A 23,328-nucleotide genomic window follows, 5' to 3' on the forward strand; every position below is an offset into this window, starting at 1 on the left:
GAACCCACCCACTGGAGCATCCGTGGCCAGGCGCCCCCTCCCCAGCATCCTGAGCAGCAGGCCGTCGTTCGCGACCATCGTGAACAGCCGGCCCTCACTCGCGCGCAGCCGCGACATCGCGCGGACCGCCGCCGACAGTGCCACCGACGTGCTCCATCCGCTCATCACCATCACCCGGGGCATGCGCATGCAGGCCGGCTGGGCCCGCAGCTGGTGGGTCCGCACCCCCAAGGACCGGCGCGGCCCCGCGCTGCTGCTCGGCGCCGCCGCGCTCGTCGTCGTCGCGCTGATGCCGTACGGGCCGCTGCTGGCCCTGGGCGCGGTGCTGGCCTGCGCGGGCTGGATGGGCCGCGACCGCACCGCCCCCGAGCCCACCGGACCCACCGAGGCCGAGACCGGGAAGCTCCAGGCGCTGTACGAGGCGCTGGTGCCGTATCTGTCCGACCCCGACGACCCGGCCCCGCTCTACGCGCGCGACGGCGGCTGGGACAGCGCCTTCAGCGAGTACGCCTTCGAGGACGGCCGGCTGGCCCGGCTGCATCTGCGCTACCCGGCGTACTTCACCGACGGCGAGGCCACGGCGCGCTCCCGCGTCGAGCAGCTGCTGCACGCCAAGGCGGGGCGCGGCCGCGAGTACCGCTTCGACTGGAACGAGGAGGAGAACCACCTCACCCTCACCGCGCTGGCGCCGCTGTCCACCGGGATCACCGCGCAGCGCTTCGTGACCGCACCCGGCGAAACCGTCCTCGGCTTCACCGACTCCGAGACCGTCCAGCGCACCGTGCCGGTCGCCGACGGGGACGAGGTGCGCGACGCCCCACCCGTCGTCTGGCGGACCGGGCCGCGCTCCACCGAGCCGCATCTGCTGGCGCTGGGCCGGCCGGGCACCGGCACGACCAGCCTGCTGCGCTCGATCGCCCTGCAGGCGCTGTGCCACGGCGATGTCGTGGTCATCGACGGCAGCGGCAGCGGCGAGTACGCCTGCCTCATCGGACGCCCCGGCGTGCTGGCCGTCGAGAGCGGCCTCGCCGGGACCTGCGCCACCCTCGAATGGGCCTCGCACGAGACCGAACGGCGGCTGATCGCGGTCAACCGGGCCCGCCAGGCCGGGCATGCGGCCCCGGAGGACACCCGCCGCCCGCTGTGGGTCCTCGTCGACCGGCCCACGGCGCTCACCCAGCTCGCGCACGCCGAGGGCCGCCCCGATCCGCAGCTGCTGCTGGACGTGCCGCTGCGGCACGGGCGCACCGCCAACGTGGCGGTGGCCGTCGCCGACCAGATCGACTCCGCCGAGGTGCTCTCCCCGGCCGTCGTCACCCACACCCGCGCCCGCGTCCTGCTCGGCGCCCTCGACCCCGAGCACGCGCAGGCCGTCCTCGGCGCCCCGCAGTGCACCACCTCGGCGGCCGAGGTCCCGGCCGGCCGCGGCTACGCCCGGCTCGGCACCGGCCCGGTCCTGCGCCTGCAGGTCCCGGCCACTCCCGACCCGTACGACGAGGAGACCGGCGAGGCCGACCGCGAGGCCGTCCTCGCCCTGCTCCCGCCGGTCGACACCCCGGCCGACGCCCTGGAGCACGAGCCCGAGCCGGAACCGGAGCCCGACCGGGAGCCGGTGACGGAGCCGCTGATCCGCCCCACGGCGGACCTGGAGCGCTGACGGTCCTGGCCGGACGGTTCCGGGCCCTGTCCGCACCGGACGGGGCCCGGAACCGGTGGTCAGGCCACGAAGAGGCCGGCGCCCTCGGCGTCGGAGCCGCCGCCGGAGCGGACGATGTGCGCGGCGGCGGCCAGCCGGGAGACGGCTTCCTTGGCGGTGGCGCCGCCCACCGTGAACGGCAGGCGCACGTAGGACTCGAAGGCGCCGTCGACACCGAACCGGGGCCCGGACGGGACACGGACGCCGAGGCGTTCGCCGGCCACCGCGAGCCGGGAACCCGACACGTCGCCGGTACGCACCCACATCGTCATACCGCCGGTCGGGACGGTGAACTCCCAGTCCGGGGTCTGCTCGCGCAGCGCCGCCACCAGGTCGTCCCGGTGCTCGGCGGCGCGGGCGCGGCGGGTGGCGACGGCCTGGTCCCAGCCGCCGCCGCGCAGCAGCCAGGCGACGGCGAGCTGGTCGACGACGGGGGATCCGAGGTCCAGATAGGCGCGGGCGGAGACCAGCCGGCGCACGACGTCCGGCGCCGCCCGGACCCAGCCGATCCGCAGCCCCGCCCAGATCGCCTTGCTCGCCGAGCCGACCGTGATCACGGTGCCGCCTCGGTCGAAGGCGGCCATCGGCCGCGGCATGGTCGTGTCCGCGTCGAGCACGAGCTCGGCCATCGTCTCGTCCGCGACCACGACGGTCCCGGAGGCGCGGGCCGTCTCGACCAGGGCGCGGCGCTGCTCGTCACCGACCAGGGTGCCGGTCGGGTTGTGGAAGTCGGGCATGACGTACGCCATCCGCGGCGCGGCGTCGCGCAGCACCCGCTGCCAGGCGTCGATGTCCCAGCCGCCGAGGCCGTCGCGCATGGCCACCGGAACCAGTCGCGCGCCGGTCTCGCGGAACAGCTCCAGCACGTTGGCGTAGCTCGGGGACTCCACCGCGACCCGTTCGCCGAGCCCGACGAGCCGGCGGGCCGCGGCGGCGATGGCGCCCATGGCACCGGTGGTGACCATGATCTGCTCGGGCATGGTCGGTACGCCGCGGGCGGTGTACCGGTCGGCGATCGCCTCGCGCAGCACCGGCAGTCCGGCGGGGAAGTCGCCGTGGGTGGCCGCGTAGGCCGGCAGTTCGGCCAGGGCGCCCTCCATCGCGCGGGTCAGCCACGGCTCGGGGGCGGGCAGGGCGGCGCAGCCGAGGTCGATGACGGTGCCGGCGGAGTCCGGCGGGAGCGGGTCCAGGATCCGGCTCGGCAGCGCGTGCCCGTCCGGTATGGCGGTCCAGCTGCCCGCGCCGCGCCGGGAGCGGGCGAACCCCTCGGCGCGCAGCGCCTCGTAGGCGGCGGCGACGGTGGTGCGGCTGACACCCAGCGCGAGGGCGAGCTCCCGCTCGGCGGGCAGCCGGGCGGCGACCGGCACCCGGCCTTCGAGCACCAACACCCGTACGCCGTCGGCGAGTCCGCGGTAGGCCGGTACGCGACGGCCGCCACCACCGGGGGCCGGCCGGGGTTCGAGCAGCCGGGCGAGCGGCGCCGCTCCTACTGATGCAGTCCACTGCGACATGGAATTCAGTCCACCTTTCCCGGATTGGCTGTGGCGGTCACGCACATCCATGCCACAGAGTGCCACGTATCTCGCCACTTTCACCAGGGGGGTCGCCGTGCACACCGGTCGCCGCATCGTCCATCTCTATGCCGGTCTGGTGCTGTACGGCGCCAGTGACGGCCTGCTGGTCAGCGCCGGTCTCGGCCTGGACCCGTGGGACGTCTTCCACCAGGGTCTCTCCCATCATTCCGGGCTGAGCATCGGCATGGTGTCGATCGTGGTGGGCGCGGCGGTGCTGCTGCTGTGGTGGCCGCTGCGGCAGCGGCCGGGCCTGGGCACCGTGTCCAATGTCTTCATCGTCGGGCTGGCGATGGACGGCACGCTTCGGCTGATGCCGGACGTCCACGCGCTCGGCGTCCGGATCCCGCTGCTGGTGGCGGCGATCGTGCTCAACGGGGTGGCGACCGGCCTGTACATCACCGCACGCTTCGGACCGGGCCCGCGCGACGGGCTGATGACGGGACTGCACCGCAGGACGGGGCGGTCGATCCGGCTGGTGCGCACCGGCATCGAACTGACGGTGCTGGCCGTCGGCTTCCTGCTGGGCGGCGGCGTCGGGGTGGGCACCGTGCTGTACGCGGTGGCGATCGGGCCGCTCGCCCAGTACTTCCTGCGCTTCTTCGAGGTCCCGCAGGAGCTCCCGCAGGAGGTCCCGCAGGTCGCGGAACCGGTTCAGGAGCCGGTTGCGCGATCCGGGGAATCCGGCCGGAGCACGGTCGTCGCGGCCGGCGGGGACCGGCCGGTGGCCGGCGCCTGCGCGGACCCGGCCATACTGCCGTAGGTGAGCGCACCTTCCCCTCTCCCGGTCCACCCGTATCTGGACCATCCGGCGCCCCTCGCCTTCGCCCATCGCGGCGGAGCGGCGGACGGCCTGGAGAACACCCTCGCGGCCTTCCGCCGCGCCGTCGACCTCGGCTACCGCTATCTGGAGACCGACGTCCACCTCACGTCGGACGGCGTGCTGGTCGCCTTCCACGACGCGACGCTGGACCGCGTCACCGACGCGCGCGGCGCCATCGCCGACCTGCCGTGGAGCGAGGTCGCGCGCGCCCGCGTCGCGGGCCGCGAGCCGGTCTCCACGTTCGAGGAGCTGCTGGAGGCCTTTCCCGAGGCCCGGTGGAACGTCGATGTGAAGGCGGAGGCCGCCGCCGGCCCGCTGCTCGACGCGGTCCGCCGGGCGGACGCCTGGGACCGGGTGTGCGCCGGATCGTTCTCCGAGGCGCGGGTGGCCCGGCTGCGGGCGCTCGCCGGACCCCGGCTGGCCACTTCGCTGGGCACCCGGGGCGTGGCGGGCCTGCGGCTGCTCTCGTACGGCGGCCGGCCGCTGGAGCGGCTGCCCGCGCGGCTGCTGGACGCGGCGGTGCGCGGCGGCGCGGTCTGCGTCCAGGTGCCGGAGCGCGTCGCGGGCGTTCCGGTGGCGGACGGCAGGTTCATCGACGCCGCGCACCGGCGGGGTCTGCAGGTCCATGTCTGGACGATCAACGACCCCGGTCGGATGACCGCGCTCCTCGACCTCGGGGTGGATGGCATCATGACCGATCACATCGAGGCACTGCGCACGGTGTTGTCCGAGCGGGGGACCTGGTGGGCACGGCGGTAACGGAAACAGCGGTCGACGAGCGCGCCCTGGAGCGGCGCCGCGAACAGCGCGGCTGGTACTTCTACGACTGGGCCAACTCGGTCTTCTCCACGAGTGTGATCACGGTCTTCCTCGGCCCCTATCTCACCGACGTCGCGAAGGCCGCCGCCGACGCCGACGGCTATGTGCACCCGCTGGGCATCCCGGTGCGGGCCGGCGCGTACTTCGCGTACACGATCTCCGCCTCGGTACTGCTGTCGGTGCTGGTGATGCCGCTGGCGGGCGCGGTCGCGGACCGGACCGGCCGCAAGAAGCCGCTGATGGGCGCCTTCGCCTATCTGGGCGCCGCGGCGACCGCGGGGATGTTCTTCCTGGCCGGCGACCGCTACCTGCTCGGCGGCGCGCTGCTGATCGTGGCGAACGTCTCGTACGCGGCGTCCGTGGTGCTCTACAACGCCTTCCTGTCGCAGATCGCGGAGCCGCACGAACGGGACGCGGTGTCGTCGAGGGGCTGGGCGTTCGGGTACGCGGCGGGCGCGCTGATGCTGGTGGCGAACCTGGGGCTGTTCCTCGGCCATGACGCCTTCGGCGTCTCCAAGGGGACCGCGGTGCGCATCTGCCTCGCCTCGGCGGGACTGTGGTGGGCGGTGTTCACCGTGGTGCCGCTGCGCCGGCTGCGGGACCGCCCGGGGCCGCGCGCCGCGTCCGCCGATCCGTCCGCCGATCGCGGCGCCGGGTCCGGGGCGCTCGGCCAGGGCTGGCGGCAGCTGGCGGCCACCGCGCGGGACATGCGCCGCTATCCGCTGACCCTCGCCTTCCTGCTGGCGTACCTGGTCTACAACGACGGCATCCAGACAGTGATCTCGCAGGCGTCGGTGTACGGCTCCGAGGAGCTGGGCCTGGAACAGGGGACGCTGATCACCGCCATCCTGCTGGTCCAGGTGCTGGCCGTGGCCGGCGCGCTGCTGCTGGGCCGGCTGGCCGCCCGCTACGGGGCCCAGCGCACCGTGCTGGGCTCGCTGGCCGCCTGGACGGTCACCATCGGCGCCGGATACTTCCTTCCCGCGGGTGAACCTGTCTGGTTCTTCGCGCTCGCTGCCGCCATCGGGATGGTCCTCGGCGGCAGCCAGGCGCTGTCCCGATCGCTCTTCTCCCACCTGGTACCGCGCGGCAAGGAGGCCGAGTACTTCTCGGTGTACGAGGTCAGCGACCGGGGTACGAGCTGGCTCGGACCTCTGCTGTTCGGGCTGACCTACCAGCTGACCGGCAGCTACCGCGACGCGATCATCTCGCTGGTGATCTTCTTCGCGGTCGGGTTCGTGCTGCTGGCCCGGGTGCCGGTGCGCGCGGCAGTGGAGGCCGCGGGGAATCGCGTCCCGGACACAATTTAGGTATTGGGGGTCGCGGGCCGGTAGTGTACGCGGTTGTCCCGGCAGGTTGACCGTTACTGCGCGCCAAAGATATGAAAACGCCGGGTGACATCTGGTAACAGATGTGACAAAACGGTCAACGGTGGGTACAAACAGGGGCGGCACGACGGTAGGAAAAAGCGCGGCGCGCAGCGCCCTCCGAGAAAGGGTGGCGGTGGGCGACGGGCGGGCGCATGTCCCTCAACGGGAATCTTCACCGCCGACCGGACGTTGACCGGATGACGACGACAGCGACACCTGTCCTGTGGGCGACAAAGCCCGGGAGGCACGATTCATGAGTGAGCGAGCTCTCCGCGGTACGCGACTCGGGGCCACTAGCTACGAGACCGACCGTGGTATCGATCTGGCACCTCGCCAGACCGTTGAGTACGCATGCCGGAACGGACATCGTTTTGAGATGCCGTTCTCGGTTGAGGCCGAGATTCCGTCGGAGTGGGAGTGCCGTGCATGCGGCACCATCGCACTTCTGGTGGACGGAGAGGGCCCGGAGAAGAAGGAAACCAAGCCCGCGCGCACGCACTGGGACATGCTCATGGAGCGGCGCACGCTCGAGGAGCTCGAGGAGGTGCTGGCCGAGAGGCTGGCCGTCCTGAGGTCCGGAGCGATGAACATCGCGGTGCATCCGCGCGACAACCGCAAGAGCGCCTGACCAACAGGCATCGGGCCCGTGGTGACACACGGGCCCGCCCAACACTTCTGCCCCGTGGCGGAGCGCTGATCAGCGCTCTGTCCCGGGGTTTTTGCGGTCCGGGTCCACGACCTCGCCCTGGATGACCTCGCCGGCGATGACCTTGCCGTCGGGACGGTGGATGCGGATCTGCTCGTTGGCCACCCGGGCCTGCTGGAACAGATCACCTATCGAGCCGGAGTCGTAGCTCCTGCGGCGCCCCAGAGCGCGGTCGGCCGCCTTGCGCAGCAGCGCGCGGGTGGGCGGGAAGAGGCACAGCAGCCCGATCGCGTCGGAGACGAAGCCCGGGATCATCAGCAGCAGGCCGCCCAGCATGCCCAGCGCCGCCCCGGTCGCCTCGCTCCCGGACGGGGCGATCCCCGGTGTGCCGGACGCCCCCGCGGGCCCCGGCTGCATGGAGACGGTCAGGCTGCGCCAGGCGCTGCGCCCGGCCCGCTTCACGGCGAGCGCGCCGAGCAGGAATCCGGCCACGAGCAGCAGCAGGACGGTGACGCCGCTGGTGGCCGAGGCGACCACGGTCAGCAGCCAGATCTCCAGGACCGCCCAGGCCGCCACCGCGAGCGGTGCGAAGGTGCGGACGCGCGAGCGCCGGGGGCGGACGGGGGGCGGGGTGCTGGTAGTCATACGGTCAATTGTGCCTGGGTCCGGATAAAGGCACGATCACCGACGGACAACAACGATCAGGCTCGGCGCGATCGCTGGGCCAACCCGCTCGGCCGGATCACGGTCAGCCGGATCACGTTCAGTGGGACGTACGGTCAGCGGGAGGTACGGCCGAAGACCCGGCTCGCCCGCGAGCCCACGCCCCAGGCGGTGACCCGCCACAGCGCCTCGACCACGATGTTGCGGCTCATCTTGCTGTCGCCGCGCACGCGTTCCACGAAGGTGATCGGGACCTCGACGACGTGGAAGCCCGCCTTGACCGTGCGCCAGGCCAGGTCGACCTGGAAGCAGTAGCCGGCGGACGCCACCTCGTCCATGCCCAGTCCGGTCAAGGTCTCCTTGCGGAAGGCCCGGTAGCCGCCGGTGACGTCACGGATCGGCACGTCCAGCAGGATCCGCGAGTACGTGCTGCCGCCGCGCGAGAGGAACTCGCGGGACTTGGGCCAGTTGACGACCCGGCCGCCGGGGATCCAGCGGGAGCCGAGGACCAGGTCCGCGCCCTTGAGGGCGGTGAGCAGGCGGGGCAGCTCCTCGGGCTGGTGCGAGCCGTCGGCGTCCATCTCGACGAGGACGCCGTAGCCCTGGTCGATGCCCCAGCGGAAGCCGGCCAGGTAGGCGGCGCCGAGGCCTTCCTTGCCCTGCCGGTGCAGCACGTGGACGTGGTCGTCGCCCGAGGCCAGTTCGTCGGCGAGCTTGCCGGTGCCGTCGGGGCTGTTGTCGTCCGCGACCAGGATGTGGGCCTCGGGTACCGCGGACCGGACCCGGGCCACGATCGGCTTGATGTTCTCGGCTTCGTTGTAGGTCGGGATGATGACCAGAACCGTGCCGAGCGGACCGAAGTCCCTCCCCTGGGCTCCGCCATGGGGAACCCCACCGCCCTCGTTCACTGCTGCCCCTTCGCTTTTGTGGCTTCGCGCCTGCCGAGCGCGATGGCGACAGCGCAGGACAGAATGCCAACCATAGCGAGAGTCCACTCGGGAGCCGTACCGACGCGGTCGGCCACCGTGAGCTCGTCGCGCAGTGGGATCCGGGCACTCAGGACATCCTGGGTGAATTCCTTCGTGCGCTGCTCGATGGTGTCGTCGGGGGCCACCACGGCGCTGATGCCGCTGGTCGCGGCGGTGACGATGGCACGGCCGTGTTCGATGGCCCGCAGCCGCGACATGGCGAGCTGCTGCTCGGGCTGGCCGGTGCGGCCGTACGTCGCGTTGTTGGTCTGCACGATGATCGCGCGCGCCCCCGCGGTGACGGTGTCGTGCACGATCTCGTCGTAGGCGACCTCGAAGCAGATGACGTCGCCGAGCGTGGCGGGCCCGATCTTGAGGACCCCGGTGTTCTTGCCCGGGTAGAAGTCCCGGGGGATCTGGTCGAGCCGGTGGATGACCTTGGTCAGCTCGGTGCGGAAGGGCACGTACTCGCCGAACGGCACCGGGTGCTGCTTGGTGTACGAGGCGCCGGGTCCGGAGACCGGGTCCCAGACGATGCCCTCGTTCTGCACGTGTTTGGCGTCCGGGCCGTCGACCAGCGCGCCGACCAGGACCGGGACGCCCACGGCCCGGACCGCGCCGGTGATCTTGTCGTACGCCTGCGGGTTGCTGAACGGGTCGAGGTCGGAGGAGTTCTCCGGCCAGATCACCAGATCCGGCTTGGGCGTGCGCCCCGCCCTGATGTCCTCGGCCAGCTTGAGGGTGGCCTTGACGTGGTTGTCCAGGATCTGCATCGGCCGACCGAGGAAGTGCATCCCGGGCTGCTGGACGTTGCCCTGCACGATGGCGACCTTGACGAAGTCGGTGGCGTCGGTGGGCACCGGCACCGCGTAACCGGCGGCGAGGACGGCGGCCGCGATCGCGGCGGTCCCGGCCACGGGCAGCAGCGACCGGGCCGTCCGCGCGGTTCCGGCGGCGCGCAGCCGCAGGGCGGCGAGCAGGGCCGCGGCCAGCAGCGTGCCGGTCAGCGCGACGGCGAAGGTCACCAGCGGGGCCCCGCCGAGGGCCGCCAGCGGCGTGTACGGCGAGCCGGTGTTGGCGAACGCCAGGCGCCCCCAGGGGAAGCCGCCGAAGGGCAGCCGGTCCCGGGCCAGTTCCTCGGCCACCCACAGGCAGCCGCCCCACAGCGGCCAGCCCGGCAGCCGGGAGGTGATCGCCAGACCGGCCCCGAGCGCGGCGATGAAGAGCGCCTCCAGCACGGAGAGCCCGAAGACCGCGTCGTAGCCGACGACCCGCAGCCACAGCAGCAGCCACAGGAAGAAGGGCAGCGCGAAGGCGAAGCCGAGCCAGGCGCCCTGGCGGGCGGTCCTGCCGCGGGTGAGAAGGGACAGGCCGGCGACCGCGGCGATCGACAGCGGCCACAGGTCGTACGGCGGGAAGGCGGCGGCCAGCGCCAGTCCGCAGAGCGCGGCGGCGGCGCTGCGGGGAGCGGCGCGGCGGGCGGCCAGCGCGGCACGCCGGCGCCGGCCGGGACGCTCGGGCGCGGGCCCGGCCACGTCCGGATCGGCGGCCGGGTCCACGACCGCGTCCTTGGCTGGATCCGCGGCCGGTTCTGCGGCTGGATCCACGGCCGGGGCGGTGTCGGGTCGCGGGCGCACGTCGCGGCCTTCCTGCAGGTGGTGAGCTGGTGCAGTGACGGTACAACGTGTTCGCGCCGGCGCGGGTCGCGGGTGGGCAAAGGCCTGGCCCGGGAACGGGGGCGCGGAAACCTGCGGCGGAGGCCGGGCGCGGAGCCGGGCCGTGCGGGAGGCGCCCGCTACGGAACGGGCCCGGAACGCCCTTCGGGCCGACCTGGGACCCGCTGGCTGCGAGTCGGCGCCAAGGCCGTTGTCTACTGGGCGTCCGGGCCCTTCCCGGGTCACACCTGCCGTCCGGCGGCACTCGCCGTGAAGCGAGCCGCTTTCCGTGCCGCTGACGCTGGACCTGGCTGCCAGTGGCGGCGTGCACGTGCGGCGCGACACCCCATGGCCCAGCGGCGGTCGACGGATTCGCGGAGGGTCCCCGGTCCGACGTCCTGTGGTGGACTCGGCCGAACCTACTCGCCCTCGACCGCTGGCTGTCAACACCCACTTGACCTGCGACGATCCTTCAAATCAGCAGGTCAGTGCGGGGCCGGGCGAGTCGGCGCGACAGGCCGAGGGCACACCGTTCGGCCGCATGTGACCGCCACGGGTCACTCGTTCGGCCGTGCGTAGACCGTGCGACCGGACACGACGGTACGCAGCGCGACCGGAAGGGCACGGTCCGGTGCGACGTCGGGCAAGCCAGGCGTGCCCGAACGCGGGTCCGTCGACCAGTTGGCGACCCGCTCGTCCGGGGCCTGCACCACCAGTTCGCCGCCCCGCCAGAGCACGTAGTCGGCGGGCGCGCCCGGCATCAGGACACCGGTGTCGTCCCGGCCGACCGCGCGCCAGCCGCCGCGGGTGTGGGCGTTGAAGGCGGCGCGGGCCGAGATGCGGTGCCCGGGGGTGCGGTGGAACGCGGCGGCGCGCACGGCGCCCCACGGGTCGAGCGGGGTGACAGGGCTGTCGGAGCCGAGGACGAGCGGCACGCCGGCCCGCACCATCGCGGCGTAGGAGTTGAGCGTCCGGGCCCGTTCGGCGCCGAGCCGCTCCGCGTACATGCCCTCCTCGCCGCCCCAGGCCGCGTCGAAGGCCGGCTGCACCGAGGCGATCAGGCCCAGTTCGGCGAAGCCGGTGATCGCGTCCGGCGTCATCATCTCGGCGTGCTCGACCCGGTGCCGCAGCGCGCGGATCCGGTCGGTGCCCACGCGCTCGGCGGCGGCCCGCACACCGGCCACGACGGACGACACGGCGGCGTCCCCGATGGCATGGAAGCCCGCCTGCAGGCCGGCCTCGGTGCAGGCGGCGACATGGGCGGCGATGGCGTCGGTGTCGAGGAAGGAGGTGCCGCTGTGCGGGGCGTCGGCGTAGGGCGCGTGCAGGCAGGCGGTGCGCGAGCCGAGGGATCCGTCGACGAACAGGTCACCGCCGGCGCCGATGGCGCCCAGGTCCCGGATCCGGTCGAGCCCCGAGGCGTCCTTCACGGCCTCCGCCCAGTACCCGAAGACCTGGGGGCCGGATTCCGCCGCGGCGAGCGCCAGCAGGCCGGTGAGGTCGTCCTCGGAGGAGATGTCGGGGCCGGCGCACTCATGCACGGTGCTGATCCCCAGCGACGCCGCGTGGCGCAGGGCCGCGCGCTGCGCCGCGAGCCGCTGGGCGGGGGTGACGGCGGCGTGCGCGGCGCGCCGTACCGCGTGGTGCGCGTCGCTGGTGAGCGGGCCGTGCGGGTGGTATCCCGCCAGGTCGCGCACGCCGGGGACGAGGTCGAGCAGCGCGGTGGTGACGACGGCGGAGTGCACGTCCACCCGGGTCAGGTAGAGCGGCCGGCCGCCGACCGCCTCGTCCAGCTCCTGGCGGGACGGGGTCCGCCGCTCGGGCCAGCGCGACTCGTCCCAGCCGTGGCCGAGCAGCACCCGGTCGCCGGGACGGTCGCGGGCGAACGCGGCCGTCCGGGCGAGCGCGTCGGAGAGGGAGCCGGCGGCGGTGAGGTCGAGACCGGTGAGCGCCAGTCCGGTCGCGGTGGTGTGGACGTGCGCGTCGGTGAACGCGGGGGTGACGAGCGCGCCGTCAAGTCGGACCACTTCGTCGACGCCGTCCACGAAGGAGTCGGCGGCGCCCTCGGAGCCCACCCAGGCGACGGTGCCGCCCTCCACGACCATGGCCGTGGCGAAGGGGTCGGCGGGGCTGTAGACGGTTCCGCCGCGCAGCAGCACGGTCGTGGAGGGGGTGCGCTCGTTCATGAGGGACAGTCTCTCCCCTGCCGGGAGCGCTCAGATGCGCGGGGGCCGGGCCTCGTACGGAGTGGACAGCACGACGGTGGTGCGGGTGGAGACCCCGGCCAGGGTGCGGATCCGGGCGAGCAGGTGCTCCAGCTCGCCGGGGGTCGCGACGCGGACCTTGAGGATGTAGTTCTCCTCCCCCGCGACGCTGTGGCAGGCCTCGATCTCCGGTACCTCGGCGAGGCGTTCCGCGATGTCGTCCGGCGCGCTCGGGTCGAACGGCTTGATCGAGATGAACGCTGTCAGGGAGAGTCCGACCGCTTCGGCGTCGACGATCGCCGCGTAGCCGCGGATCACCCCGCGCTGCTCCAGACGGCGCACGCGCTGGTGCACCGCCGAGGTGGACAGGCCCGTGGCCTTGCCCAGGTCGGTGTAGCTCATCCGCCCATCGGCGACGAGAAGTTCCACGATCTGCTGGTCCAGCTCCTCCACGGCGGTCAACCTACTGCCCCGGAGGGCCTCCGGCACAGCGGGCAGGGGGCGCGCCGGGGCGGGAGGGCGTTCTCCGGGCGCGCGCGGGCCCCGAACGGCGTCACATGTGACGAAGGCCACACCGTATGCACCCCGCGACGGCGGCCGCCGCGGTTACCGGTGGCGCCGGACGGGAAGTGCTCGCTATGGCCGTGGCCGTCGCGCCCGGCGGGCCCGTCGAACGGGCGTTCATCCAAGGGGGATCCACTATGCGCACCCATGTGCGGCACAGCCGCAGCGACCGTACGGAGCCCGTACTCGAGGAGGACGACGAACGCACCCAGGCGCTCGAGGCCGCCGCTCTGGACGCCGAGGAGGCGTTCGACGAGGAGGTCTACGACATCCTGCGGGTGCACTGCCCGGACTGCGCGCGGCCGATCGCGCTGTTCGAGGGCGAGGAGGTGCTGCCGGAGCACGCGCTGTGCCCCACGCCGTGGAATCCGTTCGGCCTCACCGTCTGTGCCGGTTCCGGGCGCGCGTTGCGGGACGCGCGGCAGGTGGACGGTATGGAGTACACCGGCGAGGACCTGGCCACGCTGCTGACGCTGCCCGCCGGACTCGACTGGCGCACCCAGCCGTTCTCGCACGCGTACGGCCCCGAGTCGCGCCCGGTGCGGGTGCCGCGCCAGCGCGCGGCCTGAACCCGGCGGCAGCTCTTCAGGCGACAGGTGCCGCGTCCCCGGGGGGCGCGGCACCGGCGCGGTGTTACGGCTTGCTCTCCGGCCCGGCGAGGTGCCGGGCGATGACCATGCGCTGGATCTGGTTGGTGCCCTCGACGATCTGCAGCACCTTGGCCTCACGCATGTAGCGCTCGACGGGGAAGTCGACCGTGTAGCCGTAGCCGCCGAGGAGTTGCACCGCGTCGGTGGTCACCTGCATCGCGGCGTCCGTGCAGAAGAGCTTGGCCATGGCGGCCTGCCGCGAGAAGTCCCGGCCGGCGTCGCGCAGCCGGGCCGCGGCGAGGTAGAGCGCCCGGCCCGCCTCGATCTTGGTGGCCATGTCGGCCAGCATGAAGCGCAGTCCCTGGAAGTCCACGAGCGGACGGCCGAACTGCTTGCGGGCCATCGTGTAGGCCAGCGCCTCGTCGAGGGCGCCCTGGGCGACCCCGATGGCGCAGGCCGCGATGCCGAGCCGGCCCGAGTCGAGCGCGGACAGCGCGATGGAGAAGCCCTGGCCCTCCTCGCCGACCCGCCGGCTGTCGGGGACGGTCACACCGTCGAAGTGGACCTGCGCGGTGGGCGAGCCCTTCATGCCCATCTTCCGCTCGGGCTGGGCGGCGCTCAGGCCCGCCGAGTCCGCGGGGACCAGGAACGCGGTGATGCCGCGCGGGCCCTCGGCGCCGCTGCGGGCGAGCACGGTGTAGAAGTCCGCGACTCCGCCGTGCGTGATCCACGCCTTGGTGCCGTCGATGGTCCAGTTGCCGTCGTCGAGGACCGCGCGGGTGTTCAGGGACGCGGCGTCCGAGCCCGCGGCGGGCTCCGACAGGCAGTACGCCCCGAGGAGCGCCCCGCCGAGCATCGCGGGCAGGTGCTCGGCACGCTGTTCCTTGGTGCCGAAGTGCGCCACCGCGTGGCAGGCGAGCGTGTGGACGCTCACGCCGAGGCCGACGGTGAGCCTGGCCGCCGCCAACTCCTCCAGGACCTGCAGGTACACCTCGTAGGGCTGTCCGCCGCCGCCGTACTCCTCCGGGTACGGGAGGCCGAGCAGTCCGGCCTCACCGATGAGGGCGAAGGTGTCCCGCGGGAAGTGCCCGGTGTCCTCCTCCTCGGCGGCCCGGGGCAGGATCTCCCGCTGGGCCAGCTCGCGGGTGAGGGCGAGCAGGTCTCGGGCCTCCTCGGTGGGCAGTTGGCGGTCTACCGGCTGCGGGCCGTTGTGGGGCATGGCGGCGCGCTCCTCCCTGTCAGGCGCGGCGGCGACCGCCCAGGGTGTGGCGGTGCCGTACGTCTTGCGGTGCCAAATGCCGATCGTCTCCCGCCGGGTCTCGGCGCGGCTTGATCAGCGGCTGTGGCGCGATGGAGTATGCCCGATCGGGCGCCCCGCGTCACGGGGCGAGGTCACGTAACGGTACAGATCAGGGGTCTTCCGGGGGTCAGTGACCCAGCAGCCAGCGCAGTCGGTCGTACGCCGTGGCGTGGTAGACGACGAGCACGGCGGCGTAGCAGAGGGCCGGGACGGTCGCTCCGGCGTCGGCGAGGGCGGCGACGGCGGTACCGAAGACGGCGATCTCCAGGGCGAGTCGCACCGGGCCCGGGACGGCGACGGGCGCCTTTCCCGAACGGGACTTGTCACCCGGCACGTTGAAAACGCCCCACACAGTGGCGGCGAGCAGCGGCGCGACGACGACCAGGATGTAGCGCCAGGGGCTGTCCCAGGCCTGCCAGCCCCAGTAGGCGTCAGCGGCGAGCGCGCCGAGTTCCAGGGCGAACCGCACGCCGAGGCTCGCCGGGCTGTATCCCTTGCTGTGCCATGCCATGACGCCCCCCGAAGATCGCCGATCACACGTTCGGGCGGCATTCTGACACACCCGCCGCACGTCAGGACCGCTGATCTCGGTCATCCGTACGGCCTCTCCCCGACTGCGCCGGGCGGTCCGGCCCGCACACGAAGTTCCCGCTGGTCTCGGCGCTGACCATCGTCCCGGTCCTGCTGCTGATCCCCGCCAAGAGCTCCTTCGGCGCCCTGCTAGCGGTGGGTTTCCTGCTCGGCCTGGGCGGCACCACGTTCGCCATCGGCATCCCGCTGGTCAACTCCTGGTTCCCGCCCGCCCGCCGGGGGCTGGCGCTGGGCGTCTTCGGGATGGGCATGGGCGGCGTGGCGCTGTCCGGGTACTTCACCCCGCGCCTGTACCGGCACGATCAGAATCTGCCGTTCCTCATCGTGGCGGCCGCGCTGGCGGTGTTCGCGGTCCTGAGTTGGTCGCCGATCAGGGACCGGCCCGACCGGCCGGTGCCGGCCGCCCCGCTCGTCACGCGGCTCGGCCAGGCGGGCCGGCTCCGGGTCACCTGGGAGCTGTCGGCGCTGTACGCGATCGGGTTCGGCGGCATCGTCGCCTTCGGCGTCTACCTGCCCACGTACCTCAAGACCTGGTACGAGCTCAGCCCGACCGACGCCGGCACCAAGGCGGCGGGCTTCGCGCTGGTCACCGTCGTCTTCCGGCCGGTCGGCGGCTGGCTGTCCGACCGGGTGCACCCCGCCGTCGTCACGGCCTGGGCGCTGTCCACGGTGGCGCTGATGGCGATCGTGCAGGCCTTTGACCCGACCCTGAACCCGCTCGGGACGATCTGCTTCCTCATCATGGCGGCGGGGCTGGGCGCGGCGAGCGGATCGGTGTTCGCGCTGGTCTCACGGGTCACCCCGCAGCCCCAGGTGGGCAGCGTGACGGGCAGTTGTCCGGTCGCCTTGGTGCCCGTCACGTGCCCGTCAGCCGCAGCATGGCCCACAGCGCCGTGGTGGCGCCCGCCAGCGTCAGGGGCACGGTCAGCAGGCCGAGGCGGGTGAAGACGCCCAGCCCGGGATCCTTGCCGTGGTCGCTCAGGATCCGCCGCCACAGCAGGGTGGCCAGGGAGCCGGCGTAGGTGAGGTTCGGACCGAGGTTCACGCCGATCAGGACGGCGAGCACGGGGCCCGGCCCGGCCGTCGCGACGAGCGGCAGCAGGGCCAGCACCACCGGCAGGTTGTTGATCAGGTTGGCCAGCACGGCGGCGAGCGCCGCGACCGCCAGCAGCTCGGGCAGTCCCGCACCGTGCGGCAGCACCCGGTCCGCCGCGCCGGCCAGACCGTTGTCGACCACGGCCTTGACGACGACGCCCAGCGCCAGCACGAACAGGCAGAACAGTGGGTTCGCGGCGCCCGCAAGGCCCCGTACGGTCGTCCGCCCGCGGCGCAGCCCCCGCGCCCCGAGCACCACCGCGCCGGCCAGCGCCGCCCAGGCGGGGTTCACCCCGGCCAGGGACGTGACGGCGAAGCCCGCGAGGGTCAGGGCCACGACGACGAGGGTGAACACCGGGAGCGCGGGCCGTGGCACCGGCTCGGCGGCGCGCGCGGGGGCGGCCAGGTCGGCGGCGAAGAACCGGCGGAAGACCAGGTACTCCAGGCCGATCGCCACCAGCCACGGCAGCGCCATCACCGCCGCGAAGCGGGTGAAGGAGAGCCCGGCCGCGGTGAAGGCCAGCAGATTGGTCAGGTTGGAGACCGGCAGCAGCAGCGACGCCGAGTTGGCCAGATGGGCGCACGCGTAGACGTGCGGCCGGGACCTGACGCCGGCGCGGGCGGCCGTCACGATGACCACCGGGGTCAGCAGCACCACCGTCGCGTCCAGGCTGAGCACGGCGGTGATCAGCGAGGCGACCGCGAACACCCCGGCCAGCAGCCGGCCGGGCTCGCCCCGGCAGGCACGGGCCATCGCGTCCCCGGCCGCGGTGAACAGTCCGGCGTCGGCGCAGAGTTCGGCCAGCACCAGCACGGCGGCGAGGAAGCCGACGACCGGCAGCAGCTCACGGGTCTGCGCCCAGGCGTCCTGCCACGTCACGGCGCCCGTCACGGTCACCAGCACCGCGGCCGGGACCGCCGCGGCGGCCTCCGGCCAGCCGCGCGGGCGGGCCACCGCGAACCCGAGCACCAGCAGGAGCAGGACGACGGACAGGATCTCGGCGGCGGTGCTGCTCAGGGTCGGTCTCCATGGCACATGCGGCGATCACGGGACGGGGCCGCGGGAGGCGGTCGCACACGTGACGGGGTCAGGAGCCAGCATGCACCACGGCGCCGACAGGTCCCGGGCGGGACCGGCGAGTCCGGGTGACGTCGTTCCGGCCCCCGGGTCGAGTCCGGGTGACGTCGTCCCGGCGGCCGGTCAGGCGCTCATCGCGTCGGCCAGCGTCAGGGTGTGCAGATGGTCCGGGGGCCCCGGCCGGGCGTAGTACCAGCCCTGGGCGGTGTCGCAGCCGAGCAGTCCCAGGTGCTCCGCCTGGGTGCGGGTCTCCACGCCTTCGACCGTCACGGTGAGGCCGAGCGTGTGCGCGAGGGAGACGATGCCCTCGACGATCTTGAGGTCGACGGGGTCGGCCGGGTGCTGCCGGATGCCCCGGGTGAAGGCCCGGTCGAGCTTGAGGTTGCTGATCGGCAGCCAGCGCAGCGACGACAGGTTGGAGTAGCCGGTGCCGAAGTCGTCGAGGGCTATGTCCACGCCCAGGTCGACCAGCCGGCGCAGTGGCTTGAGGGCGTCCTCGTCGGCGCCGATCAGGGCGCTCTCGGTCACCTCCAGGCACAGGGCGGTGGGGTCCAGCCCGGTCTCGTCCAGTACGGCGGCGACCTCGTCGACGAGCCCCGGGTGGTACAGCTGGCACGGGGACAGGTTGACGTTGACGCGGACCGGCAGGCCGTCGGCGCTCCGGCGCTGCCACTCGCGCGCCTGCCGGGCGGACTCCTGCAGCACCCAGCGGCCGAGCGGGACGATCTGCCCGGTGCTCTCCGCCAGCGGTATGAACTGGTCGGGCCCGAGCACGCCGTGCAGCGGATGGCACCACCTGACGAGGGCTTCCGCGCCCTGGACGCTGCCGTCGGCCAGCCGGATGAGCGGCTGGTACTCGATAAAGAACTCGCCGCGCTCCAGCGCGGTCGGCAGCCGGTTCGTCAGGCCGTGCCGGGTGATCGCGCGGGCGTCGGAGTCCGGGTCCGCGACCTCGTAGCGGTTGCCGCCGGCGGCCTTGGCCCGGTACATCGTGATGTCGGCGCTGCGCAGCACGTCGGCCGCGCCGCGGGTGCCGGTGGGGCCCTCGACGATGCCGATGCTGCCGTGGACGGGCAGCTCGCGGCCGTCCAGGCGGACCGTGGTGGACAGGGCCGCGAGGATCCGGTCGGCCAGATCGGTGACCTCGCCCTGCGTGGCGGGATCGACGATCAGTGCCGCGAACTCGTCGCCGCCGATGCGGGCCACCAGTTGGTCGGGCGAGGTGACGCAGGCCTGCAGCCGCTCGGCGACCGCGACCAGCAGCCGGTCCCCCACCGCGTGGCCGAGGCTGTCGTTGACCGCCTTGAAGCCGTCGAGGTCGAGGTAGCACAGGCCGAGGCGTTCGGTGCCGGTGCCGGGCGACAGGGCCTGTTCCAGGCGCTCGAAGAACAGCGCCCGGTTCGGGAGTCCGGTGAGGGTGTCGTGGGTCGCCTCGTGGCGCAGCCGCTCGGTCAGCAGCCGGGCTTCGGTGATGTCCTCCATGAGCGCCAGCTGGTACTGCGGGACGCCGGAGGAGTCCCGCAGCAGCGACACGGAGAGATTGGTCCACAGCGCGGTGCCGTCGGGGCGGTAGTACGGCTTGGTGATGCGGTAGTCGTCGCGCTCGCCGCGCACCAACTCCCCGTACAGTCCCCAGACTTCGACGCCGTCGTCCGGGTGCACGAAGTCGCTGACGTTCCGGTTGCGGACGTGGTGCTCGCCGCCGAACATCCGGGTCAGCGCGTCGTTGAGCTCCAGGATCCGGCCGTCGAGGTCGGCGATGCCGATACCGACCGCGGCGCCCTCGAAGACCGCGCGGAAGCGGGCCTCGCTGGCCTGGAGCGCGGTCTCCGCCTCCGCGCGGGCGGCGATCGCCGCCCGGGAGATGGCCTCCTGCTCGTAGCGGGTGCGCTCGACCAGCGCGCGGGCGAACCCGGCCGCGACGGCGTGCTGCAGCCGGGCGCAGCGGGCCCGGCTCTCGTCCGCCGGCAGCTCCCCCGGCGGGCAGTAGAGCACCAGGTAGGCGTCGACCACCCGCAGGATGCTGGGCAGCACCTCGGGGTCGGTGCAGTGCGCGGCGACCAGCGCGGAGCCGACCTCGAAGGCCGGGCGCGGGTCGAACGGCGTGGCCCGCAGCGCCTCGTCGAGCACGCCGGCCAGCGGGAGCAGGTACTCCTCGAATTCGGCGCGCGTCATCGAGGTCGCGGTGGCCGGGTAGATCGCACGGCTCCAGATGGTGGCGAACCGCCGCAGCCCGTCGGCCCGTTCGTCCTGCCCGGTGTCCCCGGTTACGTCCTGCCCGGTCTCCCCGGCCACGTGCAGCCCGGTGTTCCCGGTCCCCGCCGGCTGTGGTGTCACGCCTTGAGCCCCACGCCGGCGAAGCCGACGAAGGCCGCGGGATCCTCCTCGTGACCGGCCGGGGTGTCCGGGTGCCAGTCGGGCATCGGGACCAGACCGGGTTCGATGAGCTCGAACCCGTCGAAGAATGAGGCCACTTCGGCGCGCGAGCGCATGATCAGCGGGGAGCTGGCCTTGCGGTAGACGCCCTGGACGCCGCCGCCCTGCTCGGGCGAGATGGGGCCGCCGTCGGTCGAGGCGTGCGTCAGTACCAGCAGGCTGCCGGGGGCGAGCGCGTCCCGCAACTCGGCGACCGCGGTGGCCGGGTCGTCCTCCTCGGCCAGGAAGTGGAGGACGGCGACGAGCAGCAGGGCCACCGGCTTGTCGAAGTCGAGCAGCTCGCCGGCCTCGGGGCTGGTGAGGATGTCCTTGGGCTTGCGCAGGTCGGCGGCGGCGATGCGGGCCGTCGGGTTGCCCTCGAGAACCGCCCGGCTGTGCGCCACGGCCACCGGGTCGCTGTCGACGTAGAGCACCCGCGCGCCGGGGCTGGCGGCCTGGGCGACCTCGTGCACGTTGCCGAAGGTGGGTATGCCGGAACCGATGTCCAGGAACTGGGTGATGCCCTGGTCCACGGCGTATCGGACCGCCCTGCGCATGAACGCGCGGTTGGCCTGCATGATCTTGGGGAGCCCCGGGAAGATCTCCATGGCCTGGCGGGCGGCCTCGCGGTCCACCTCGAAGTTGTGGGAGCCACCCAGGTAGTAGTCGTAGATTCGCGACACACTCGGCACCGAGAGGTCAATACCCTGGGGTGCCCAGGCGGGACGCTCCATCACGGTCTCCAGCTCATCAGATGATCTTGGACTGACCAAGATACCGGCCTGCTCTCGACCCGAGGCTATCGATCACCTGAGCCAAGCGGAATATCATCCGGAAATGGTCCGTCCGTTTTCGGCGAGAACTCCCGGCATATGCACCTGCCAAAACGCGCAGCGGCGGATTCGCGCACATGTGCGGGGCCCACCGGCCGTCGGCCGGTGGGCCCCGCACATCGCCACTGTTCCCGCAGCGCATGCCGCGACAGGGGTTCAGTCAAATGTCAGCAGGCGCCTTCGTCCACCCAGACACCCCATTCGCCGGTGGTGCCGGGCTCCTCGTTCTGGGTCCACCACTTGGCCTTCCACTTGTGGCCGTTGTGGGAGACCTCATTGGTGTTCACGTATATCGCAGTACTGCTCCACGCCGCTACCGTGCACTGGCCGGGCGGGGTCGTCGGGGGCGTGGTCGGGGGCGTCGTCGGAGGGTTCGTGGGCGGGGTCGCGCCGGCGAACTTCACCGAGAACTTGGCGAATTCCCACGGGGTCTGGGCGACGCTGCTGCAGACTCCGGAAGTGGTTCCGTTGTCCGGCGGGGTGCACTGACGGTCACGGTTGAGTGACCAGAAGGTGAACCGGCCCATTCCATGACTGGTGGCGTAGTCCAGCACCGTCTGGAAATCGGCCTGGCGGAAGTACTCGCCGGTGTCGCTGCGGCCGTTCATTCCGGAGAAGCCCTCATGGGCGTAGGCGGTGGCGGCGTTCCAGCCGAACGTCGTCTGCAGGATCGAGTTGAAGTTGGTCAGCGCGCCGGTCTGCGCCGCCGCTCCGTTGAAGCCGCCGTCGAACGGCATGATCGAGAAATTGTTGGGCGTGAAGCCCTGGGCCTTGGCCTCGTTCAGCATCTGCTTGCCGAACCAGCCGGTGCCGTCGGCGGTGCCGGCCGTGGTCACCGAGACGTAGAGGCCGGGATTGTTCTGCTGGAGGATCTTCGCGGCGCCGATCTCGTGGGAGATCGCGGTGGCGTTCTCGTACTCCGGCTCTTCGAGGTCGAAGTCGATCGCCTTCAGCTGGTACTTGGTGATGACCTGCTGGTAGGCGGCGGCGGTCTCCGCCGAGGTGGAGCAGGCCTGGCCGAGCTTGGTGCCGCCGTAGCCGCCGATGGAGACGGACACGTCGCCGCCCTTGGCGCGGATCCCGCTGATCACCGAGGCGACCGCGGTGTCGGAGGAGACAGCGGCCGTTCCGTCCCAGGTCGGGCTGCAGCCACCGCCGTTGGGGGCGAGGATGAACGCGAGCTGGAACGCCTTGAGCCCGGTGGCGTCCATGATCGCGCCCGCGTCGGGGGGATTGTTGTCCCGCGGCATCAGGTAGGGCGCCGCCGCGTACCAGTTGTTGCCCAGGGGGGTCGCCGAGGTCTCGGCGCCGGACGCCTGGCCCGTACCGAGGGTGGCGGCGGCAGCGAGGCCGGCTGCCGCGAGGGTGGCTGCCGCCACCCCGGAACAGAGTGCTTTGAGGCGCTTCACGTCGTACCTCCTGTGGGGGGAAACGCAGCCAGAATCCAGCCGTGACGCGACCCCGTCAAGGCTTTGGACTAGACCTAGGACTAAACCACTAAGAGGCTGCCACCTGGCGTGCCATCAGATTCCGAAGAGGATCGACGCGTTGTCGTGGCACACGGCGCGCAGCCAGTCGTCCCCGAGGCCGAGTCGTCGGAGCGACTCCAGGCCATGGACGTAGGGGTACGGGATGTTGGGGAAGTCGCTCCCCCACAGGATCCGGTCGCCGAGGTCCGCGAGCCGCGCGTACTCCACCCCGGGCAGCGGCGAGGACTCCTCGGAGAAGTCGGTGAACGCCATCGTCGTGTCCAGCAGGATCCCGGGATGGCGGTCGGCCAGGTCCAGGAAGGCGGTGTAGTCGGGCATCCCCATGTGCGCGACGACCAGCCGCAGCCGGGGATGCCTGGTCAGCAGCCGGGCCACCGGGCCGGGGCCGGTGAACTTGCCGGGCACCGGCCCGGACCCGCAGTGGGTCACCACCGGTATCCCAGCCTCGGCCAGCAGCCCCCAGACCGGCTCCAGCCAGGCGTCGTTGGGGTCGTAGCCGCCCACCTGGACATGCGACTTGAAGACCCGGGCGCCGCCCTCGACGGCCGCGCGCACGTACTCCGCGGCCCCCTCCTCCGGGAAGAAGGTGGCGGTACTCAGGCAGTCCGGCGTCCGGGCGGCGAACTCCGCCGCCCAGCTGTTCAGCCAGCCGGCCATCCCCGGCTTGTGCGGGTAGACCATCGATGTGAAGGCCCGGACGCCGAACCCGCGCAGCACCGCGAGCCGCTCGTCCTCCTGGTGGCGGTAGGTGATGGGCCAGTGGCGGCCGACGAGCGGCCCGGCGGCGTCGAAGTACGCCCACACCTTGTCCAGCACGCGCTCCGGCATGAAGTGCGTGTGCACGTCGATCAGGCCCGGCAGCCCCAACCCGCGCCAGAACGCGGTCACCTGTGCGTCGTCCGCGCCCGTCTCCACCATGCGGGGGCCTTCCGTCCGATCCGTACGGTCCTGGTTCCG

19 protein-coding genes and 1 pseudogene are annotated in these 23,328 nt (G+C 72.7%); 7 read left to right on the forward strand and 13 right to left on the reverse strand.

The annotated features are described in order from the left end of the window. Nucleotides 1-22: 22 nt before the first annotated feature. Nucleotides 23-1,657, forward strand: a complete 1,635-nt coding sequence (locus AC07DC_RS17710; protein WP_478915339.1) for a hypothetical protein — start codon at nt 23-25, stop codon at nt 1,655-1,657. A 59-nt stretch (nt 1,658-1,716) separates the two neighbouring features. Here the strand turns inward: AC07DC_RS17710 and yczR are convergent, their stop codons facing one another. Next, the gene (gene yczR, locus AC07DC_RS17715) at nt 1,717-3,207 is read right to left on the reverse strand and encodes a MocR-like transcription factor YczR (protein WP_478915340.1); all 1,491 of its coding nucleotides are present in this window, start codon (nt 3,205-3,207) and stop codon (nt 1,717-1,719) included. A gap of 49 nt (nt 3,208-3,256) precedes the next feature. On the opposite strand from yczR, the gene yczE reads away from it, so the two are divergent. The 4 genes from yczE (at nt 3,257) to AC07DC_RS17735 (ending at nt 6,907) form a co-directional block, all read left to right on the forward strand. Beyond that, complete coding sequence (yczE, locus tag AC07DC_RS17720; RefSeq protein ID WP_478915341.1) at nt 3,257-4,030, forward strand: membrane protein YczE; 774 nt, start codon at nt 3,257-3,259, stop codon at nt 4,028-4,030. Then, a complete protein-coding gene (locus AC07DC_RS17725) occupies nt 4,031-4,849 on the forward strand; it encodes a glycerophosphodiester phosphodiesterase family protein (RefSeq protein WP_478915342.1) in 819 nt (272 codons plus the stop codon). Then, the gene (locus tag AC07DC_RS17730; protein ID WP_478915343.1) at nt 4,834-6,219 is read left to right on the forward strand and encodes an MFS transporter; all 1,386 of its coding nucleotides are present in this window, start codon (nt 4,834-4,836) and stop codon (nt 6,217-6,219) included. The genes AC07DC_RS17725 and AC07DC_RS17730 overlap by 16 nt, the downstream gene beginning before the upstream one ends. 313 nt (nt 6,220-6,532) lie before the next feature. After that, nucleotides 6,533-6,907: an RNA polymerase-binding protein RbpA gene (locus tag AC07DC_RS17735; protein ID WP_138353051.1), complete on the forward strand. Its 375-nt coding sequence runs from the start codon at nt 6,533-6,535 to the stop codon at nt 6,905-6,907. A 69-nt stretch (nt 6,908-6,976) separates the two neighbouring features. Here AC07DC_RS17735 and fxsA read toward each other — a convergent pair whose 3' ends face one another. From fxsA to AC07DC_RS17760, 5 genes are all read right to left on the reverse strand, one after another. Further along, on the reverse strand, nt 6,977-7,570 hold the full coding sequence (gene fxsA / locus AC07DC_RS17740; RefSeq protein WP_478915344.1) for an FxsA family membrane protein: 594 nt from the start codon (nt 7,568-7,570) through the stop codon (nt 6,977-6,979). Nucleotides 7,571-7,704: 134 nt separating this feature from the next. After that, on the reverse strand, nt 7,705-8,496 hold the full coding sequence (locus AC07DC_RS17745; protein ID WP_478915345.1) for a polyprenol monophosphomannose synthase: 792 nt from the start codon (nt 8,494-8,496) through the stop codon (nt 7,705-7,707). Further along, entirely contained in the window at nt 8,493-10,193 is a 1,701-nt protein-coding gene (lnt, locus tag AC07DC_RS17750; protein ID WP_478915346.1) for an apolipoprotein N-acyltransferase, read from the reverse strand. The genes AC07DC_RS17745 and lnt overlap by 4 nt, the downstream gene beginning before the upstream one ends. 575 nt (nt 10,194-10,768) lie before the next feature. Further along, a complete protein-coding gene (locus tag AC07DC_RS17755) occupies nt 10,769-12,397 on the reverse strand; it encodes an amidohydrolase (RefSeq protein WP_478915347.1) in 1,629 nt (542 codons plus the stop codon). A gap of 30 nt (nt 12,398-12,427) precedes the next feature. Continuing rightward, nucleotides 12,428-12,868 carry an Lrp/AsnC family transcriptional regulator gene (locus AC07DC_RS17760; protein ID WP_138353046.1) on the reverse strand — a complete coding sequence of 147 codons (441 nt, stop codon included), beginning with the start codon at nt 12,866-12,868 and terminating at the stop codon, nt 12,428-12,430. Between the two features lie 248 nt (nt 12,869-13,116). Between AC07DC_RS17760 and AC07DC_RS17765 the strand changes: the two genes are divergently transcribed. Continuing rightward, entirely contained in the window at nt 13,117-13,548 is a 432-nt protein-coding gene (locus AC07DC_RS17765) for a hypothetical protein (RefSeq protein ID WP_478915348.1), read from the forward strand. 64 nt (nt 13,549-13,612) lie between these two features. On the opposite strand, the gene AC07DC_RS17770 is transcribed toward AC07DC_RS17765, so the two are convergent. Next, nucleotides 13,613-14,788, reverse strand: a complete 1,176-nt coding sequence (locus tag AC07DC_RS17770; RefSeq protein WP_478915349.1) for an acyl-CoA dehydrogenase family protein — start codon at nt 14,786-14,788, stop codon at nt 13,613-13,615. A gap of 208 nt (nt 14,789-14,996) precedes the next feature. Further along, the gene (locus AC07DC_RS17775; protein WP_478915350.1) at nt 14,997-15,380 is read right to left on the reverse strand and encodes a YrdB family protein; all 384 of its coding nucleotides are present in this window, start codon (nt 15,378-15,380) and stop codon (nt 14,997-14,999) included. Nucleotides 15,381-15,508: 128 nt separating this feature from the next. Here AC07DC_RS17775 and AC07DC_RS17780 point away from each other — a divergent pair. Continuing rightward, nucleotides 15,509-16,291, forward strand: a pseudogene (locus AC07DC_RS17780) (MFS transporter); the annotation flags it as partial. A gap of 25 nt (nt 16,292-16,316) precedes the next feature. Here the strand turns inward: AC07DC_RS17780 and AC07DC_RS17785 are convergent. From AC07DC_RS17785 to AC07DC_RS17805, 5 genes are all read right to left on the reverse strand, one after another. Further along, the gene (locus AC07DC_RS17785) at nt 16,317-17,591 is read right to left on the reverse strand and encodes an SLC13 family permease (RefSeq protein WP_478915351.1); all 1,275 of its coding nucleotides are present in this window, start codon (nt 17,589-17,591) and stop codon (nt 16,317-16,319) included. Between the two features lie 165 nt (nt 17,592-17,756). After that, on the reverse strand, nt 17,757-19,928 hold the full coding sequence (locus tag AC07DC_RS17790; protein WP_478915601.1) for a putative bifunctional diguanylate cyclase/phosphodiesterase: 2,172 nt from the start codon (nt 19,926-19,928) through the stop codon (nt 17,757-17,759). Nucleotides 19,929-19,966: 38 nt separating this feature from the next. Continuing rightward, the gene (locus tag AC07DC_RS17795; protein ID WP_478915352.1) at nt 19,967-20,782 is read right to left on the reverse strand and encodes an SAM-dependent methyltransferase; all 816 of its coding nucleotides are present in this window, start codon (nt 20,780-20,782) and stop codon (nt 19,967-19,969) included. Between the two features lie 266 nt (nt 20,783-21,048). After that, nucleotides 21,049-22,290 carry a chitinase gene (locus AC07DC_RS17800; RefSeq protein ID WP_478915353.1) on the reverse strand — a complete coding sequence of 414 codons (1,242 nt, stop codon included), beginning with the start codon at nt 22,288-22,290 and terminating at the stop codon, nt 21,049-21,051. A 114-nt stretch (nt 22,291-22,404) separates the two neighbouring features. Next, nucleotides 22,405-23,289, reverse strand: coding sequence for an amidohydrolase family protein (locus tag AC07DC_RS17805; RefSeq protein WP_478915354.1), 885 nt, complete (start codon nt 23,287-23,289; stop codon nt 22,405-22,407). Nucleotides 23,290-23,328: the final 39 nt, after the last annotated feature.

The sequence above is a fragment of the Streptomyces sp. NPDC045021 genome (assembly GCF_056432645.1).